Genomic DNA, 18,113 nt, shown 5'->3' on the forward strand with positions numbered 1-18,113 from the left:
AAATGCTGGAAACAGTCGTAGTCGTTTTTCATCTGCTGGGTGCATTGGGCGTAGTGGCTCTGGTATTGCTGCAGCAGGGTAAAGGTGCGGATGCTGGTGCGTCTTTCGGTGCAGGTGCTTCAAATACTGTATTCGGAAGCCAAGGTTCCTCTACCTTTCTTAGTAAGTTTACTGCTATACTTGCCGCCGGTTTCTTCATGACCAGCTTAGGGTTAGGTTACTTTGCTAAAGAGAAAGCTCATGAGCTGACTCAAGTAGGTTTGCCAAGCCCGGCGGTGTTGGAAGCGCCAAAGCAACAACCGGCTTCTGATGATGTCCCGGTGCTTCAAGAGCAAAAGTCGGCCAGCCCGGCGACTGACGTACCTCCAGCTCAAGAGCAGAAGTAAGAAGGTTTCAAACGCTGTATTTGCCGAGGTGGTGGAATTGGTAGACACGCAACCTTGAGGTGGTTGTGCCCATAGGGTGTAGGGGTTCGAGTCCCCTTCTCGGTACCAATTGAATCAGGAGAGCCCGCAATAGCGGGCTTTCTTGTAGGTGGAAGGGTTACATTGACCCTGTAAAGGATCGGTCGTATACTTCCGCCCCAGCTTTGTCGCGGGATGGAGCAGCCTGGTAGCTCGTCGGGCTCATAACCCGAAGGTCGTCGGTTCAAATCCGGCTCCCGCAACCAGTTTTAGGGCCCCTTCCAAGGGGCTTTTTGTTAGCTGGACACTTTATAACGCCGCTGTTCAACGGCGTTTCAGGGATGGGCGATTCGCCCATTTTTTTTTATTTGCACAGCATGCACAAACATGCACGAGGGGGTTCAGGTGTCGAGCAAGCTAGAACAGTTGCAGGCCTTGTTGGCCCCGGTGGTCGTGGCCCTTGGCTATGAATGCTGGGGTATTGAGTTTTCGGCTCAAGGTCGCCACTCACTGTTGCGCGTTTATATCGATAAGGAAGGCGGCGTGTTGGTGGATGATTGCGCCATCGTCAGCCGTCAGATCAGCGGTGTGCTGGATGTTGAAGATCCGATCAGCACCGAATACACCCTTGAGGTTTCCTCGCCCGGCATGGAGCGCCCACTGTTCAACCTTGAACAGTTCGCTTCGTTTGCCGGTGAACAAGTGAAGATCAAGCTGCGCTCGCCCTTCGAGGGTCGACGCAACTTTCAAGGCCTTCTGCGCGGTGTAGAAGAGCAGGATGTCGTGGTGCAGGTAGATGACCATGAGTTCCTGTTGCCGATCGATATGATCGACAAGGCCAACATTATTCCCAGTTTTGACTGATACGTGCCAGATACTGCGGATCCCGCGGATCCAATGGCTTGCGAAAGGCGAGGCGTACGATGAGCAAAGAAGTACTGCTGGTTGTTGAGTCGGTATCCAATGAAAAGGGCGTACCGGCTAACGTTATTTTTGAAGCGCTGGAGCTGGCTCTGGCCACTGCTACCAAGAAGCGGTTTGAAGACGAAGTTGATTTGCGTGTGGAAATCAACCGCCACACTGGTTCCTATGAGACCTTCCGTCGCTGGACGGTAGTAGAGGAAGCCGACCTGGATGATCCGGCTATCGAAACCTGGCCGAGCAAGGTTGCGGAAACGCACCCTGGTGCCAAGGTCGGTGATGTCGTCGAAGAAAAGATCGAGTCCATCGAATTTGGTCGCATCGCTGCACAGACTGCCAAGCAGGTCATCGTGCAGAAGGTCCGCGAAGCCGAGCGCGCGCAAGTGGTTGACGCTTATCGCGAGAAGCTGGGTGAGATCATCTCCGGTACCGTGAAAAAGGTCACCCGCGACAACGTGATCGTCGACCTGGGCAACAACGCCGAGGCGCTGTTGGCTCGTGAAGACATCATTTCTCGCGAAACCTTCCGGGTGGGCGTGCGACTGCGTGCGCTGCTCAAGGAAATCCGCACCGAGAACCGCGGCCCGCAGCTGATCCTGTCGCGTACCGCGCCGGAAATGCTGATCGAGCTGTTCCGCATCGAAGTGCCGGAAATCGCCGAAGGCCTGATCGAAGTCATGGCTGCTTCCCGTGATCCGGGATCGCGTGCCAAGATCGCGGTCCGCTCCAAGGACAAGCGTATCGACCCGCAAGGTGCCTGTATCGGCATGCGCGGTTCGCGTGTCCAGGCCGTATCCGGCGAGCTGGGCGGTGAGCGTGTGGACATCGTTCTCTGGGACGATAACCCGGCTCAGTTCGTGATCAACGCAATGTCGCCAGCAGAAGTGGCGGCCATTATCGTTGACGAAGATGCCCATGCCATGGACATCGCCGTTGGCGCAGACAATCTGGCTCAGGCCATCGGCCGCGGTGGTCAGAACGTGCGTCTGGCCAGCCAGTTGACTGGCTGGACCCTGAACGTGATGACCGAATCGGACATCCAGGCCAAGCAGCAAGCTGAAACCGGTGACATCCTGCGCAACTTTATCGAAGAGCTCGAAGTCGATGAGGAACTGGCGCAGGTACTGGTGGATGAAGGCTTTACCAGCCTGGAAGAGATTGCCTACGTGCCGGTGGAGGAGATGCTCAACATCGACGGCTTTGACGAAGATATCGTCAACGAGCTTCGTGCTCGGGCCAAGGATCGTTTGTTGACCAAAGCCATCGCTACTGAGGAAAAGCTGGCAGACGCCCATCCGGCCGAAGACCTGCTCTCGCTTGAGGGTATGGACAAGGATTTGGCGATGGAACTGGCGGTGCGCGGCGTCATTACCCGCGAAGACCTGGCCGAGCAGTCTATTGACGACCTGCTCGACATCGACGGCATTGACGATGATCGTGCCGGCAAGTTGATCATGGCCGCCCGAGCCCACTGGTTCGAGTAATTAGGCGCGGCCTGAGGAGAGAAGTGCATGACGCAAGTCACGGTGAAACAACTGGCCGATGAGGTCAAAACACCGGTAGAGCGCCTGTTGCAGCAGATGCGTGAGGCAGGTCTGCCGCACACCGCCGCCGAGGAACATGTGACCGACAGTGAGAAGCAGTCCCTGCTGACCCACTTGAAGAGCAGTCACAAGGCGAAAGTGGAAGAACCGCGCAAGATCACTCTGCAGCGTAAAACCACCAGCACCCTGCGTGTTGCCGGTAGCAAAAGCATCAGCGTAGAAGTACGCAAGAAGAAAGTTTTCGTGCAGCGCAGCCCGGAAGAAATCGAAGCCGAGCGCAAGCGCGAACTGGATGAACGTCGCGCAGTAGAAAATGCCGCGCGCCAGAAGGCTGAAGAAGAAGCCAAGCGCCGCGCCGAAGAAGAAGCGCGTCGTCAGTCTGCCGCAGCCGCTGCGCAACCTGCCCCGGTAGAAGCCGTCGCGGCGCCTGCCCCGGTGGTTGAGCCTGTGCGTGAAAGCGCGCCGGTCCTGGAGGCAGTACCTGCTCCTGTGGCTGATCGCAAGCGCGACGAACCGCGTCGTCCGGACAAGCCTCGTGCCGACGAAAACCGTCGTGGCGGTGGCGATGGCGAGCGCAAGAACGCTCCACATCGTGCTTCGGTCAAGGAAAAGGCGCCGGCACCACGCGTCGCTCCACGCACCACCGACGAAGAAAGCGATGGCTTCCGTCGTGGCGGTCGCGGCAAGGCCAAGCTGAAGAAGCGCAACGCCCACGGTTTCCAGAGCCCGACCGGCCCTGTCGTGCGTGAAGTGAAGATCGGCGAGACCATCACTGTGGGCGATCTGGCCCAGCAGATGTCGGTCAAGGCTGCCGAGATCATCAAGTTCATGTTCAAGCTGGGTACCCCGGCCACCATCAACCAGGTACTGGATCAGGAAACTGCCCAACTGGTTGCCGAAGAGCTGGGCCACAAAGTGACCCTGATCAGCGACACCGCCCTGGAAGATTCCCTGGCCGAGTCCCTGAAATTCGAAGGTGAAGCGGTTCCTCGTGCGCCGGTCGTGACCGTCATGGGCCACGTCGACCACGGTAAGACCTCGCTGCTCGACTACATCCGTCGCGCCAAGGTAGCGGCTGGCGAAGCCGGCGGTATCACCCAGCACATCGGTGCGTACCACGTTGAAACCGATCGTGGCATGGTCACCTTCCTCGATACCCCGGGTCACGCCGCGTTTACCGCCATGCGTGCCCGTGGTGCCAAGGCGACCGACATCGTGATCCTGGTGGTTGCGGCCGACGACGGCGTGATGCCACAGACCGTCGAAGCCGTTCAGCATGCCCAGGCAGCTGGCGTGCCGCTGGTGGTGGCGGTGAACAAGATCGACAAGCCGGGCGCCGATCTCGATCGCATCCGCAGCGAGCTGTCGGTTCACGGCGTGACCTCGGAAGATTGGGGTGGCGACACTCCATTCGTACCGGTTTCGGCGAAGATGGGTACCGGCGTCGACGAATTGCTCGAAGCGGTATTGCTGCAGGCCGAAGTGCTCGAACTGACCGCCACCCCATCGGCCCCTGGTCGTGGTGTCGTGGTTGAATCGCGCCTGGACAAGGGCCGCGGTCCGGTGGCCACGGTCCTGGTTCAGGACGGTACGCTGCGTCAGGGCGACATGGTGCTGGTCGGTTCGAACTATGGTCGCGTTCGCGCCATGCTCGACGAGAACGGCAAGCCGATCAAGGAAGCCGGTCCGGCTATCCCGGTCGAGATCCTCGGCCTGGACGGTACGCCGGACGCCGGTGACGAGATGAGCGTTGTGGCTGACGAGAAGAAAGCCCGTGAAGTGGCTCTGTTCCGTCAAGGCAAGTTCCGCGAAGTCAAACTGGCTCGCGCTCATGCCGGCAAGCTGGAAAACATCTTCGAGAACATGGGCCAGGAAGAGAAGAAGACGCTCAACATCGTCCTCAAATCCGACGTCCGTGGTTCGCTGGAAGCCTTGCAGGGCGCTCTGAACGGCCTGGGCAACGACGAAGTGCAAGTGCGTGTGGTCGGCGGTGGCGTCGGTGGTATCACCGAAAGCGACGCCAACCTGGCACTGGCTTCCAATGCGGTACTGTTCGGCTTCAACGTGCGTGCCGATGCCGGTGCGCGCAAGATCGTCGAGCAGGAAGGTCTGGATATGCGTTACTACAACGTGATCTACGACATCATCGAAGACGTCAAGAAGGCCCTGACCGGTATGTTGGGCAGCGACGTGCGGGAGAACATCCTGGGCGTGGCCGAAGTTCGTGACGTGTTCCGCTCGCCGAAGTTCGGTGCGATCGCTGGTTGCATGGTGATCGAAGGTGTCGTTCACCGTAACCGTCCGATCCGTGTACTGCGTGAAGACATCGTGATCTTCGAAGGCGAGCTGGAATCCCTGCGTCGCTTCAAGGATGACGCTTCCGAAGTACGTGCCGGCATGGAATGCGGTATCGGCGTCAAGAGTTACAACGACGTCAAGGTCGGCGACAAGATCGAAGTCTTCGAGAAGGTCCAGGTTGCTCGCAGCCTCTGACTCGCGCACTTCAAGAGCTGCATCGGGTAGCCGCATGAACATGCGCTGCTTCGCTGGCAGACTCTAAACGCAACGCCCGGTCTGGCTTTTGTCAGGCCGGGCGTTTGCCGCTTTCAGACCTCGCGGGTTTCACCGTGGGGCAGTAACAGGTAGCAAGACATGGCAAAAGAATATAGCCGTACCCAACGAATCGGCGATCAGATGCAGCGCGAGCTGGCCCAACTGATCCGTCGCGAAGTCAAGGACCCGCGTGTCGGCCTGGTCACCATTACCGCTGTGGAAGTCAGCCGTGACGTTGGTCATGCAAAGATTTTCATCACCGTGATGGGGCAGGACGGCGCCGACGACGTCGCCCAGAGCATCAAGGTGCTCAATGCGGCCGCCGGTTTCCTGCGCATGCAGTTGGCCAAGGAAATGAAGCTGCGCAGCGTTCCGCAGCTGCATTTCCATTACGACGAAAGCGTTGCCCGGGGCGCGCATCTGTCGGCGTTGATCGAGCGTGCCGTGGCTGAAGACAGTCAGCACGCGGCTGAACCCGAAGACACCAAGGAGTAACCGGTGGCTCAGGTCAAACGTATCCGTCGTAACGTCAGCGGCATCATCCTGCTCGACAAGCCGTTGGGGTTCACCTCCAACGCAGCCTTGCAGAAGGTTCGCTGGCTGCTCAATGCCGAGAAGGCCGGGCATACCGGCAGCCTCGATCCGCTGGCCACCGGTGTGCTGCCGCTGTGTTTCGGCGAGGCGACCAAGTTCTCCCAATACCTGCTCGACTCCGACAAGGGTTATGAAACCCTGGCGCAACTGGGCAAGACCACCACCACGGCGGACGCCGAAGGTGAGGTTCTGCGCGAGCGCCCGGTGACCGTTGGTCAGGCTGATATCGAAGCGGTGCTGCCCGGATTTCGTGGGCAAATCAGTCAGATACCGCCGATGTACTCCGCCCTGAAGCGTGATGGGCAGCCATTGTATAAACTGGCCCGTGCAGGCGAAGTAGTGGAGCGTGAACCGCGTTCTGTTACTATTGCGCGCTTGGAATTGCTGGCCTTCGACGGTAATACTGCACGGCTCGCCGTGGATTGCAGCAAAGGCACTTATATCCGCACCCTGGTGGAGGATATTGGTGAGCAGCTCGGCTGTGGTGCGTACGTGGCAGAATTACGCCGAACCCAGGCCGGCCCTTTCACCCTGGCCCAGACGGTCACGCTGGAAGAGCTCGAAGCGGTACATGCCGAAGGCGGCAACGAAGCGGTCGATCGCTTCCTGATGCCATCGGACAGTGGCCTGCTGGACTGGCCCCTGTTGCAGTTCTCGGAGCACAGTGCATTCTACTGGCTCAATGGCCAGCCGGTGCGCGCACCGGATGCGCCGAAGTTCGGCATGGTCCGGGTACAGGATCACAATGGTCGCTTCATCGGTATCGGTGAAGTGAGCGAAGACGGGCGCATTGCGCCGCGTCGACTGATTCGGTCGGAATGACCGGAACCCGCCTGTGTAACAGCAGGTGGGCGAGTGTGGCTGTCAACAGGCACGGTCACTACTCATTTATAGATACAGGGATCTGTCCCTGGCCTGTTGGTGCGGTTTTCTCGGAAGCCGTACCCTATGAGAGGAAAGCCACATGGCACTCAGCGTTGAAGAAAAAGCTCAGATCGTGACCGACTACCAGCAAGCTGTTGGTGATACTGGTTCGCCAGAAGTGCAAGTTGCACTGCTGACCGCCAACATCAACAAACTGCAAGGTCACTTCAAGGCCAACGGTAAAGATCACCACTCCCGTCGTGGTCTGATCCGCATGGTAAACCAGCGTCGTAAGCTGCTGGACTACCTCAAGGGCAAGGACGTTAATCGTTACAGCACCTTGATCGGTCGCCTGGGTCTGCGTCGCTAATCAGCGATTGCGCTATGAGGTTGGTGGTCTGTCGGTTGCCGACGCTTTGCGTCGGCAACCGGCAGGCTCCCAGCCTCAAGTTTTATCTGGACAGTCGTTGGGCCGATTCCCCGCACTGCCCAAGAATTTCGCAAGAAGACAAGTTCCCCAAGAGCCACAAAGAAGGTAGGACACCGTGAACCCGGTAATCAAAAAATTCCAGTTCGGTCAGTCGACCGTTACCCTCGAGACTGGCCGTATCGCCCGTCAGGCCTCCGGCGCAGTGCTGGTCACCGTTGACGACGACGTCAGCGTATTGGTGACCGTAGTCGGTGCCAAGCAAGCCGATCCAGGCAAGGGCTTCTTCCCTCTGTCTGTTCACTACCAGGAAAAGACTTACGCTGCCGGTAAGATCCCTGGCGGTTTCTTCAAGCGCGAAGGCCGTCCTTCCGAGAAAGAAACCCTGACTTCCCGACTGATCGACCGTCCGATCCGTCCCCTGTTCCCAGAAGGCTTCATGAACGAAGTGCAGGTTGTCTGCACCGTCGTCTCCACCAGCAAGAAGACCGATCCGGACATCGCTGCGATGATCGGTACCTCGGCCGCGCTGGCCATCTCCGGCATTCCTTTCGATGGCCCGATCGGCGCTGCCCGCGTTGCGTTCCATGAAAGCACCGGCTACCTGCTGAACCCGACCTACGAGCAACTGAAGGCTTCGAGCCTGGACATGGTCGTTGCCGGTACTTCCGAAGCCGTGCTGATGGTTGAATCCGAAGCCAAGGAACTGACCGAAGACCAGATGCTGGGCGCCGTACTGTTCGCCCACGACGAGTTCCAGGTGGTGATCAACGCCGTCAAGGAACTGGCCGCCGAAGCCGCCAAGCCAACCTGGACCTGGGCTCCGCAAGCCGAAGCCACCGAGCTGCTGGGTGCGATCCGTGCCGAGTTCGGCGAAGCGATCTCCCAGGCCTACACCATCACCGTCAAGGCCGACCGTTATGCACGCCTGGGCGAGTTGAAGGATCAGGTCGTTGCCAAGCTGTCCGGCGAAGAAGGCCAGCCATCGGCCGCCGACGTGAAGGCTGCTTTCGGTGAAATCGAATACCGCACCGTTCGCGAGAACATCGTCAACGGCAAGCCACGTATCGACGGTCGCGACACCCGCACCGTACGTCCGCTGAACATCGAAGTCGGCGTACTGCCGAAGACCCACGGTTCGGCACTGTTCACCCGTGGCGAAACCCAGGCCCTGGTCGTTGCCACACTGGGCACCGCCCGTGACGCGCAGCTGCTGGACACCCTGGAAGGCGAAAAGAAAGACCCGTTCATGCTGCACTACAACTTCCCTCCGTTCTCGGTGGGCGAGTGTGGTCGCATGGGTGGCGCCGGTCGCCGCGAAATCGGTCACGGCCGTCTGGCCCGTCGTTCCGTCCAGGCCATGCTGCCGGACGCCGATGTGTTCCCGTACACCATCCGCGTGGTATCAGAAATCACCGAGTCCAACGGTTCGAGCTCCATGGCTTCGGTCTGCGGCGCTTCCCTGGCGTTGATGGACGCTGGCGTGCCGATGAAGGCGCCGGTTGCCGGTATCGCCATGGGCCTGGTGAAGGAAGGCGAGAAATTTGCCGTCCTGACCGACATCCTGGGTGACGAAGACCACCTGGGCGATATGGACTTCAAAGTGGCCGGTACCGCCAAGGGCGTGACCGCGCTGCAGATGGACATCAAGATCAAGGGCATCACCGAAGAGATCATGGAAATCGCCCTGGGCCAGGCCCTGGAAGCGCGCCTGAACATCCTCGGCCAGATGAACCAGGTGATCGGTCAGTCCCGTACCGAACTGTCGGAAAACGCTCCGACCATGATCGCGATGAAGATCGACACCGACAAGATCCGTGATGTCATCGGTAAAGGCGGCGCGACCATCCGTGCGATCTGCGAAGAAACCAAGGCTTCGATCGACATCGAAGACGACGGTTCGATCAAGATCTTCGGTGAAACCAAGGAAGCGGCAGAAGCAGCACGCCAGCGCGTCCTGGGCATCACCGCAGAAGCCGAGATCGGCAAGATCTACGTCGGCAAGGTCGAGCGCATCGTCGACTTCGGCGCCTTCGTCAACATCCTGCCGGGCAAGGACGGTCTGGTTCACATCTCCATGCTGAGCGATGCTCGCGTCGAGAAAGTGACCGACATCCTGAAAGAAGGCCAGGAAGTGGAAGTGCTGGTACTGGACGTGGACAACCGCGGCCGTATCAAGCTGTCCATCAAGGACGTCGCAGCAGCCAAGGCATCGGGCGTTTAATCACCCCCGCGGCTGACCGCTGAACAAGCAAACGCCCCGACTGGTTCGGGGCGTTTTGCTGTGTGTGGAAAATCCCTGCGGCACAGGTTGCCTGGTTACGGACTGGATGCTAGGTTAGCTCACCGCCCGTGTAGCTCAGTCGGTAGAGCAGCGCACTCGTAACGCGAAGGTCGCAGGTTCGATTCCTGTCTCGGGCAAGATCTCCTCTCTCCTCATTTCACCTTCCTGCTCAACTCCTCGACGGTACGCTTGAGCTGATCCATCTCGCGATCCTGATCGCTGATCTTCCCCTTCAGCGTCGATATCTCGCTGTTGCTCGAACTCGAGCTGGAACCGCTATTACGCTTGAGCTCTTCCACTTGCTTGCCTAGGTCGTTCAGGTCGCGTTCCTGTTCCTTGATCGTGCGTTTGAGGTCTTCTATTTCCCGACTGCTGGAATTGGCGCTGGAACCGCCGTTGCGTTTGAGCTCTTCGATCTGACGGGCCTGCTCGGCGAGGGTACGCTTCTGGCTTTCAAGTTCAGTGGCGTTGGCCTTGGCGGTTTGCCGCGTGTCCTTCAGGTTATCGATGCTGATGCCGGTTTTGTAGAACACGTCGTTACCGAATGAGCTGCGCAGGGCCGAAATCTCATCGGATGGCTCTGGAAAACTGGACGAGATTTCAACAGCCGCTTGCGCGGCGCTGGCCAATGCCAGGCTGCCGAGTAGCAGGGTCGCGGTAACAAGCCGAATAGACGTTAACCTTGGAAAGCTGCGCATCACAGAATCCTTATGAAGTGCCGATGTGGCACATCGCTATGACTGGGGATTCTGGTATATGTTCCTTGGCCTCCTGCTGACAGGGCACTAGATTTTTGTGGGACAGATGTAAAGAGCCGTGTAAATCATCGACAAAACGTCCTATATTCGTTGCCTGCTTGAGCATTGCCCAGCAGTTTTCAAATGATCCACGAATGGTTCCAAGGACCAGGAAAACCGCGCTGCCAGCGGTTCTGTGTCAGAGAGATCCTTGATGATCCAGTCCCATCTTCCATTCCTCCGATCAGCGAGAACGACATGACGGCTAAAGAACTGACCCAAGAAGCCAGGCACGAAGAAGCGCTGCGCAAATACGCCCTGGACACGCCTCAGTTACTGGAAGAAATCAGCAACCTGAGCGACGACGAACAGAAAGACCAGATCCAGTGGGCCTTCGAAGACGAGGCCGAGGCCCAGGGGCTGCAGCCTTGGGAGCTGACGCTCAAGTACACCAGCACCCCTGAAGAGTTCGAGGCGCAGCGTCTTGCCTTGCACAAGGAGGCTGCCGAGGTGCTGGGTGTGGATTGGGATGAATACTGCGAGATGAATAATCTGGTGGTTTAAACGGCGGCTTCGAGCCTCAAGCTGCAAGCTTCAAGACAAGCTCGAATCGCTTGCAGCTTGCAGCTCTCAAAGACTGAGCCGCATCGACAGATCCACCGCCTTCACATCCTTGGTCATCGCTCCGATCGAGATGTAGTCCACACCGGTCTCGGCAATCGGCCGCAAGGTGTTTTCATTGATCCCGCCGCTGGCCTCCAGCTTCGCCTTGCCGCCGTTCAGGCGCACGGCTTCGCGCATGTCGTCCAGGCTCAGTTCGTCGAGCATGATGATGTCGGCATTGGCCGCCAGGGCTTCTTTCAATTCCGCCAGGCTTTCCACTTCGACTTCCACCGGCTTGCCCGGTGCGATCCTGTGGGCGGCCGCAATCGCCTGGGCGATCCCGCCGCAGGCGGCGATGTGGTTTTCCTTGATCAGGAAGGCATCGTACAAGCCGATGCGGTGGTTATGGCAGCCGCCACAGGTCACGGCGTACTTCTGCGCCAGGCGCAGCCCGGGCAGGGTCTTGCGGGTGTCCAGCAGCTTGACCTGGGTATCGGCGACAAAGTCGGCCAGGTGACGGGCACGGGTGGCGACGCCGGAGAGCATCTGCAGGAAGTTCAGCGCGCTGCGCTCGCCGGTGAGCAAGGAGCGGGCCGGGCCTTCGAGGTGGAACAGCGCCTGGTCGGGGCTCGCCCGGTCGCCGTCGCGCACTTGCCAGTGGACCGCGACACGCGGGTCCAGTTGCCGGAATACGGCATCGACCCAGGCCGTACCACTGATGATCGCGGCTTCGCGGGTAATGATGGTGGCCTTGGCCAGGCGTTCGGCGGGGATCAGCTGCGCGGTAATGTCGCCGCTGCCGATGTCTTCGAGCAATGCGCGGCGCACATTGGCTTCGATTTCGGCGGTCAGGTCGGCGAGACGTAGGTTCGGCATAACGGGCTCCACAGGCAAAGTGGGCCGATTATAGGGCCAGTGTCCTGTGGCACAAACATTGTTCACCAGGACCTGCATTTGGTCGGCTCTTCGCAACGTTTTGCCGATTTCCCGGTCATTTATTGCGATGTATTTCAAGCTGGGTCACAGAGTCCTCTGGTGCGACGGGGTTCTTTTACCCGATAATCCGCCTTTCGATTGACGTCATGGCTTTGACGTTGCCAACCGAAGAATACCGCTTCAGGAGTCCAGGATGCATAACGACGGGAATGTAGTGCCTTTGCGCAAGGGTTCTACCGATCAGGCGAATCGCTCGCCACTCGCCCGTTTGCCTGTGATTCTGCTCCAGGTTCGCGACAAGGCTGCGCAACAGCTGCGCCTGGGTTTGCAGAGGCTGTTCGATAACGCCGACGATACCCTGTTCGAGATGGCCGACCGGGCGCGCAACGATGTCGAACAGAATCTGTTCTTCGAAGCCATGCGCGACCTGCGCCTGAAGCGAAAGAGCATCGAACGCGAATTCATCGAACAGTTCTTCGAGGCGTTCGTCAGCCTCGCCCAGTACGACCTGACTCACGCCTCCTTGAGCACCGCCGTCGCTCCGGGTGCCCCGGGCAAGTCGTCCCATGACGATCTGGAGCGCCATCTGGCAGTGGAGGCCATGGTCACCCGGGTGCTCAGTCGCGATGGGGCCTCCCTCGACCAATTGACGGCCCGGCTCAGCGTACTGCTGGCCCGACCGATGGCGAGCTCCCAGAATCCCCTGAGCCCTGCACTGTTGTGCGAGACCTTTCTGCAGGCCGGGCGCAACCTGGGGGTGGAGATCAAGGTCAAGCTGATCCTGCTCAAGCTGTTCGAGCGGTATGTGCTCAGCGAGTGCGACCAGTTCTATGCCGAAGCAAACCAGTTGCTGGCGGCCACGGGTATCCTGTCGGATCTCAAGATTTCGCCGTCCCGGCGTGCGTCGGATCGTGCCGACGATGCTCCGCGTTCCACGCCGGAGCGTGCGGCCAAGCCCCGGTCCGCCGAGGTCGATGAAAGCGTGCAGGAAGTGTTTGCCGCCTTGCAGAAACTGGTGATGCAGGTGCGTGGCAGCGTGGCGCCGACCCTGGAGCCCAGCGTACCGGCGCAGCCCATCTCGACCCGTGATCTGTTGCGTCTGCTCTCCCATTTGCAGCAATACGTGCCAGCCCCCACGCTCCAGGACGAGTTCGATCTGCGCAGCCAGCTCGAACAACTGCTTACCCGGGTCAGCGTCAAGAGCGGCAAGTCGCGGGTGGTCGAAGGCGCCGATGAGGACGTGATCAACCTGATCGCGATGATGTTCGAGTTCATCCTCGACGACCACAACCTGCCGGACTCCCTCAAGGCGTTGATCGGCCGGCTGCAAATTCCGATGCTCAAGGTCGCGGTGCAGGACAAGAGTTTCTTCAGTCGCGGCAATCATCCCGCTCGCCGGCTGCTCAACGAAATTGCCGCCGCCGCCGTGGGCTGGGGCGATTGCGACGATCATCAGCGCGATAGCCTTTACCAGCGCATCGAACAGGTGGTGCAGCGGCTGTTGAACGACTTCGTCGATGACCCGGCGATTTTCTCCGAAGTGCTGGCCGAGTTCCTCGCCTTCACCAGTGATGAGCGGCGCCGCTGCGAGCTGCTCGAACAGCGGATCCGCGATGCCGAAGAAGGGCGGGCCAAGGCCGAGCTGGCACGCCAGCGGGTCGAGGGCGCGTTGAATCAGGTCTTGCTCGGCAAGGTGCTGCCCCAGGCTGTGGTGGAATTCGTGCAGCAGGCCTGGAGCCAGGTGCTGTTGCTGACCGGCTTCAAGTATGGCGAGCAGTCCGCCGAATGGCAGGCCGACGTCCTGACCCTGGAGCAACTGATCTGGAGTGTCCAGCATCACGATGAGCCGGATGCCGGCCTGCGCTTGCTGGCCATGGTGCCGGAGCTGCTCAAGGCCTTGCGCGAAGGGTTGAGCCGTTCGGCCTTCGACCCGTTCGCCACCAGCGAATTCTTCAGCGAACTGGAAGTCCTGCACGTGCAGGCTTTGCAGCGTATGGGCCAGGCCACGGATCAGGCCCAGTCGGACGATGCTCCGGTGATGATCGAGGTGCGGGAGAAAATAGTCCTGCGCCCCGCCTATAAGACGCCGGCGGATACCGCGACGGTACGCTTGCCGGCCGATGACGTGGGCCTGCTTCAGGTCGACCAGTTGCGCCTGGGCAGTTGGGTCGAGTTCCAGGAGGATGACGATAACAGCCTGCGTTGCAAGCTGGCGGCGATCATCCAGAGCACCGGCAAATATATCTTCGTCAACCGTACCGGCCTCAAGGTACAAGAGCACAGCCGCACCAGCCTGGCCTTGGAGTTTCGTCGGGGAGCGGCGCGCCTGTTGGACGACACCTCGCTGTTCGACCGGGCGCTGGAATCGGTGCTCGGCAATCTGCGTCAACTCAATCGCGGCAAGTGATCGCACAGTCCGGGTCGATCGCGGCATACTGGCGGCATCGCCGTCGTCTTCGAAGGAACCTGTATGCAGCTGGACCCCGCGAGCGGTTGGTGCGATGGCGTGCGTCATTGCCCATCGCCCAATTTCAATGCGCGCCCCGAGGGCGAAATCTCCCTGCTGGTGATCCACAACATCAGCCTGCCGCCTGCCCAGTTCGCCACCGGTAAGGTGCAGGAATTCTTCCAGAATCGCCTGGATGTCACGGAACATCCCTATTTTGCCGGTATCGCCGACCTGCGTGTCTCTGCGCATTTTCTGATCGAGCGTGACGGCGCCGTCACCCAGTTTGTCTCTTGTCTGGAGCGTGCGTGGCATGCGGGCGTTTCGTGTTTCGAGGGGCGGGAAACCTGCAATGATTTTTCCATTGGCATCGAGCTCGAAGGGACCGATGACCTGCCGTTCACCGACGCGCAGTATGTCGCCCTGGTGGAACTGACGCGGCAGTTGCAGGCGGCTTTCAAGGCGATCACCGTGCAGCGCATCTGCGGGCACAGCGACATCGCGCCGGGGCGCAAGACCGATCCGGGACCGGCATTTGACTGGGGTCGCTATCGAGCGGCTCTGACTGAAGGGGAAGGACAATGAGTTTTCTGGTGTTGCTGCTGGCGGTCTGGATCGAGAAGTTCTCGGCCCTGCGTCAGCGAGTCCAGCGTGACGGCGCTTGGCTGGGCGAGCTGAACCGGATCGAGGCGAGCCCTCGTTGGGTCAATCGGCCCTGGCTGGTGCTGCTGGCCATGGTCCTGTTGCCGGTGGCGCTGCTGGCGCTGTTGCTGTGGGTGCTTGAGCCGCTGGCCTATGGATTGCTGGTGCTGCCGGTGCACTTGCTGGTGGTGATCTACAGCCTGGGGCGTGGGGATCTGTTGGCCGAGCTGGGGCCTTTTCGCGATGCGTGGCGTCGTGAAGACCTGCAAGCGGCTACCCATGTGGCCAAGCGGGACCTGGGTGTCGAAGCCGACAATGGCGAGCAATTGCTGGAACGGGTCCAGGGCCATCTGTTGTGGCAGGCTTACCAGAGCTTTTTCGCGGTGATTTTCTGGTACTTCCTGCTGGGCCCGGTGGCGGCGCTGAGTTATCGCCTGCTGGCGCTGGCCGCCGAGCATAGTCGCAACCCTGGCGTGGCCGAACGGGCCACACAGCTGCGCCATGCCTTCGACTGGGTGCCGGTGCGGCTGCTGGCGGCGAGTTTCGCCCTGGTGGGTAACTTCGTGGCGGTCAGCCGGGTGATGCTGCATGAACTGCTGAACTGGAACATCAGCGCCGCTCAATTGGTCGACAAGGTCGGCCTGGTGGCCGGCGAAATTCCTGAGCCCGTGGCCGGGCCGGACGGCATCAACAGCCTCGATCGGCTGTGGGAATTGCTGCTGCGTGCGGCGGTGCTCTGGTATGCCGGGTTTGCGTTGTGGACGGTGTTGGCCTGACCCACTCGATTCCCTTTTTGTAATGCAATTTGTTGTGGCGAGGGAGCTTGCTCCCGCTGAGGTGCGTAGCGCCTCCCAAAGACACCGGCCGCTTCGCGCCCGAGCGGGAGCAAGCTCCCTCGCCACAGCGCTCGCCGTTCAACATTTGTCGTTAACCTTAAGTTACAAATCTCCCCTCCGATTTAGGCTATACAGGGACAGCGCCCAATAGTGGCTTTCTGCTGTCTCTGTGCGCATGCCCCATAACAATAAAAACACTACCGGGAGACTTCCTTGTGAAGAGTTTGCTCTGGCCCGCCGTCGCCCTGATGAACCGCCTGAGTTTCGGCATGAAGTTCAGCCTGATCAGCGTGTTGTTCCTGCTGCCGATGCTGGTGACCAACTTCTTTCTGGTGCGCGATTCCTACCGTGAGTTCCAGGGAACGCAAGTGGAGCTGCAAAGCCTCGACCTGCTGGGCAGCAGCCTGGCCCTGCGTCGCGACCTGGAAACCCTGAACAACCTGGTGCAGATCAACGCCAGCCTGGGCCAGTCCGGCAAGGCCGGCGATGTGGATGCGAAAATAGCCACCCTCGAGCAACAGATCCTTGCGCGTCTGCAGGGCATGACCGCCATGGCCGTGGAGCCTGAACAGGCGAGTCTCTTCGAGGCCAAGCGCGACGAAATAATCGCCGGGTTCAAGGCCCAGCAGGCGGAAAACTCCTTGCAGAGCAAAAGTGCGCTGATCGGCAAGCTGCTCAACAGTTCGCAGATATTCAGCCAGATCATCGCCAGCCAGGCAGGACTGAGTCGTGACAACCAGAGCGATATCCGTCAGCTCGGCGAACTGATTACCGGCGTGACCCCCGATGTCACCCAGATCCTGGGTGAGGGGCGTGCGCTGGGCGCTTCGGCCTTGGGCCTGGGGTTTCTCAATTCCGCATCCAGCACCCGGTTCGATGAGCTGTTGGTGCAGATCGAAAAAGTCCAGGGTGAATATGGCTTGAAGCTGCAAGATACGTTGACCTCCAGCCCAGCGGCGGGACAAGCCCTTGCCGGCCCGGCTGACGCTAGCAAGGCCACCTTGAAGAAGGCCGCTGAACTGATCGAAGAACAGGTGGTAATGGCCGACGCCCTCGACGCGCCCTGGCCGGCATTTTTCGCTCAGGTCAGCAGCCTGATGGAGCAGACCTACCGGTTGAACGATGCAGCGCTGGGTTTCCTCGGCGTCCAGTTGCAGCAGCGCCTGGAGCAGAACCGCAGCCACATGGTGCTGCAAGCCGTGGCGTTGGTGGCGGTGTTCCTGCTGATTTTCTATCTGTATGCCGGCTTCTATGCTTCGACCCGCGCCACCCTCCACTACCTGGGTCGGATGATGGACAAAGTGGCGGCAGGGGACATGACGGTCAATTTCGTGGCCCGGAGCCAGGACGAACTGGGCGAGTTGGGTGAGGTGTTCAATGGCACGGTGGCGAAGATCCACGATCTGATCGAACGGGTAGGGCAGACCGTCGTGGAAGTGGAGCGTCAGGCCGGGCAAGTGGAATCGGTATCGGCTCAAAGCAATCAGGCGGTGGCGGGGCAGCGTAGCCAGATCGAACTGGTTGCCACGGCGATGAACCAGATGTCAGCCACGGCCCAGGAGGTGGCCCGCAGTGCCGCTGCGGCGGTCAGCAGCGCACACAGTGTGAACGATGAAACACTCAGTGGGCGCGGATTGGTGGAGTCCCAGCAGGGCAGCATCGCCCGCCTGGCCAGCGAGATCGATCAATCGGTGCAGGTGATCAATCAACTGGCGACCGACAGCCAGGCCATCAGCCGGGTGCTGGATGTGATCAAGAGCATCGCCGAGCAGACCAACCTATTGGCCCTCAACGCCGCGATCGAGGCGGCTCGGGCCGGTGAGCAGGGACGTGGCTTCGCGGTGGTGGCCGATGAAGTGCGGACCCTGGCCAAGCGGACCCAGCAGTCGACTGAGGAAATTGAAGCGATGATCAGCCGTCTGCACGGCGGTGTGGGGGCGGCGGTCAAGGCCATGGGTACCAGTCACGAGATGGCCAATGGTACGGTCGGTCAATCGGAGAAGGTCCAGCAGGCTTTGGAGAACATCCTCGGTGCGGTTGGCATGATTGTCGACCAGAACCAGCAGATCGCGGCCGCTGTCGAGCAGCAGACGGCGGTGGCCCATGATATCGATCAGAACATTGTCGAGATCAATCGTGCGGGTGAGCGCACGGCCGAGGGGGCGCACCAGACTGAGGATGCCAGCCGTGAGTTGTCTGCGCAGGTGGGGCAGCTCAAGTTGTTGATCAATGCGTTTCGGGTGTGATGATTGCTGCGGAACCCTGAGGGAGCGAGCCTGCTCGCGATGGCGGCCTTGCGTCGAGTACATATCCGTTGCTGCG

14 protein-coding genes, 3 tRNA genes and 1 pseudogene are annotated in these 18,113 nt (G+C 60.0%); 16 read left to right on the forward strand and 2 right to left on the reverse strand.

All coding sequences use genetic code 11. The features are described from left to right. The first annotated feature begins 2 nt into the window (after window positions 1-2). From secG to N005_RS03425, 11 genes are all read left to right on the forward strand, one after another. A complete protein-coding gene (gene secG, locus N005_RS27750; protein ID WP_052126353.1) occupies window positions 3-386 on the forward strand; it encodes a preprotein translocase subunit SecG in 384 nt (127 codons plus the stop codon). A 22-nt stretch (window positions 387-408) separates the two neighbouring features. Continuing rightward, window positions 409-494: transfer RNA gene (locus tag N005_RS03380), tRNA-Leu, on the forward strand. Between the two features lie 99 nt (window positions 495-593). After that, window positions 594-670 (forward strand) — tRNA-Met (locus N005_RS03385). Window positions 671-809: 139 nt separating this feature from the next. Next, entirely contained in the window at window positions 810-1,268 is a 459-nt protein-coding gene (gene rimP / locus N005_RS03390; RefSeq protein WP_047699697.1) for a ribosome maturation factor RimP, read from the forward strand. A gap of 59 nt (window positions 1,269-1,327) precedes the next feature. Beyond that, a complete protein-coding gene (gene nusA, locus N005_RS03395) occupies window positions 1,328-2,809 on the forward strand; it encodes a transcription termination factor NusA (RefSeq protein WP_024779944.1) in 1,482 nt (493 codons plus the stop codon). Window positions 2,810-2,836: 27 nt separating this feature from the next. After that, on the forward strand, window positions 2,837-5,362 hold the full coding sequence (infB, locus tag N005_RS03400) for a translation initiation factor IF-2 (protein WP_047699417.1): 2,526 nt from the start codon (window positions 2,837-2,839) through the stop codon (window positions 5,360-5,362). A gap of 159 nt (window positions 5,363-5,521) precedes the next feature. Next, on the forward strand, window positions 5,522-5,917 hold the full coding sequence (gene rbfA / locus N005_RS03405; RefSeq protein ID WP_047699418.1) for a 30S ribosome-binding factor RbfA: 396 nt from the start codon (window positions 5,522-5,524) through the stop codon (window positions 5,915-5,917). A gap of 3 nt (window positions 5,918-5,920) precedes the next feature. Continuing rightward, complete coding sequence (truB, locus tag N005_RS03410; RefSeq protein ID WP_024779941.1) at window positions 5,921-6,838, forward strand: tRNA pseudouridine(55) synthase TruB; 918 nt, start codon at window positions 5,921-5,923, stop codon at window positions 6,836-6,838. A gap of 142 nt (window positions 6,839-6,980) precedes the next feature. Next, complete coding sequence (rpsO, locus tag N005_RS03415) at window positions 6,981-7,250, forward strand: 30S ribosomal protein S15 (RefSeq protein ID WP_039592311.1); 270 nt, start codon at window positions 6,981-6,983, stop codon at window positions 7,248-7,250. Between the two features lie 175 nt (window positions 7,251-7,425). Then, entirely contained in the window at window positions 7,426-9,531 is a 2,106-nt protein-coding gene (gene pnp, locus N005_RS03420; protein ID WP_024779940.1) for a polyribonucleotide nucleotidyltransferase, read from the forward strand. Window positions 9,532-9,655: 124 nt separating this feature from the next. Continuing rightward, window positions 9,656-9,728, forward strand: a tRNA-Thr gene (locus N005_RS03425). A 15-nt stretch (window positions 9,729-9,743) separates the two neighbouring features. Here N005_RS03425 and N005_RS03430 read toward each other — a convergent pair. Next, complete coding sequence (locus N005_RS03430; protein ID WP_047699421.1) at window positions 9,744-10,289, reverse strand: hypothetical protein; 546 nt, start codon at window positions 10,287-10,289, stop codon at window positions 9,744-9,746. A gap of 297 nt (window positions 10,290-10,586) precedes the next feature. Between N005_RS03430 and N005_RS03435 the strand changes: the two genes are divergently transcribed. Continuing rightward, on the forward strand, window positions 10,587-10,892 hold the full coding sequence (locus N005_RS03435; protein ID WP_047699423.1) for a DUF6388 family protein: 306 nt from the start codon (window positions 10,587-10,589) through the stop codon (window positions 10,890-10,892). A 66-nt stretch (window positions 10,893-10,958) separates the two neighbouring features. On the opposite strand, the gene nadC is transcribed toward N005_RS03435, so the two are convergent. Further along, window positions 10,959-11,807 (reverse strand): carboxylating nicotinate-nucleotide diphosphorylase, encoded by an 849-nt coding sequence (nadC, locus tag N005_RS03440; RefSeq protein WP_047699425.1) that lies wholly within the window; start codon window positions 11,805-11,807, stop codon window positions 10,959-10,961. 253 nt (window positions 11,808-12,060) lie between these two features. Here nadC and N005_RS03445 point away from each other — a divergent pair, with 253 nt between their 5' ends. The 4 genes and pseudogenes from N005_RS03445 to N005_RS29910 all read left to right on the forward strand — a co-directional run. After that, entirely contained in the window at window positions 12,061-14,274 is a 2,214-nt protein-coding gene (locus tag N005_RS03445; protein WP_047699427.1) for a DUF1631 domain-containing protein, read from the forward strand. 63 nt (window positions 14,275-14,337) lie between these two features. After that, window positions 14,338-14,898, forward strand: a complete 561-nt coding sequence (ampD, locus tag N005_RS03450) for a 1,6-anhydro-N-acetylmuramyl-L-alanine amidase AmpD (RefSeq protein ID WP_047699429.1) — start codon at window positions 14,338-14,340, stop codon at window positions 14,896-14,898. Further along, the gene (ampE, locus tag N005_RS03455; protein WP_047699431.1) at window positions 14,895-15,731 is read left to right on the forward strand and encodes a regulatory signaling modulator protein AmpE; all 837 of its coding nucleotides are present in this window, start codon (window positions 14,895-14,897) and stop codon (window positions 15,729-15,731) included. The genes ampD and ampE overlap by 4 nt, the downstream gene beginning before the upstream one ends. Before the next feature lie 1,733 nt (window positions 15,732-17,464). Beyond that, window positions 17,465-18,037 (forward strand): annotated as a pseudogene (locus N005_RS29910) (methyl-accepting chemotaxis protein); the annotation flags it as partial. Window positions 18,038-18,113: the final 76 nt, after the last annotated feature.

The sequence above is a fragment of the Pseudomonas mediterranea CFBP 5447 genome, from assembly GCF_000774145.1.
In the GTDB taxonomy this organism is placed as follows: Bacteria; Pseudomonadota; Gammaproteobacteria; order Pseudomonadales; family Pseudomonadaceae; genus Aquipseudomonas; species Aquipseudomonas mediterranea.

Bases quoted from the DNA above. Each gene is read 5' to 3' on its own strand.
- secG (WP_052126353.1), top strand. From the start codon at position 3: ATGCTGGAAACAGTCGTAGTCGTTTTTCATCTGCTGGGTGCATTGGGC.
- nusA (WP_024779944.1), top strand. From the start codon at position 1,328: ATGAGCAAAGAAGTACTGCTGGTTGTTGAGTCGGTATCCAATGAAAAG.
- infB (WP_047699417.1), top strand. From the start codon at position 2,837: ATGACGCAAGTCACGGTGAAACAACTGGCCGATGAGGTCAAAACACCG.
- rbfA (WP_047699418.1), top strand. From the start codon at position 5,522: ATGGCAAAAGAATATAGCCGTACCCAACGAATCGGCGATCAGATGCAG.
- rpsO (WP_039592311.1), top strand. From the start codon at position 6,981: ATGGCACTCAGCGTTGAAGAAAAAGCTCAGATCGTGACCGACTACCAG.
- N005_RS03430 (WP_047699421.1), bottom strand. From the start codon at position 10,289: ATGCGCAGCTTTCCAAGGTTAACGTCTATTCGGCTTGTTACCGCGACC.
- N005_RS03435 (WP_047699423.1), top strand. From the start codon at position 10,587: ATGACGGCTAAAGAACTGACCCAAGAAGCCAGGCACGAAGAAGCGCTG.
- nadC (WP_047699425.1), bottom strand. From the start codon at position 11,807: ATGCCGAACCTACGTCTCGCCGACCTGACCGCCGAAATCGAAGCCAAT.
- N005_RS03445 (WP_047699427.1), top strand. From the start codon at position 12,061: ATGCATAACGACGGGAATGTAGTGCCTTTGCGCAAGGGTTCTACCGAT.
- ampD (WP_047699429.1), top strand. From the start codon at position 14,338: ATGCAGCTGGACCCCGCGAGCGGTTGGTGCGATGGCGTGCGTCATTGC.
- ampE (WP_047699431.1), top strand. From the start codon at position 14,895: ATGAGTTTTCTGGTGTTGCTGCTGGCGGTCTGGATCGAGAAGTTCTCG.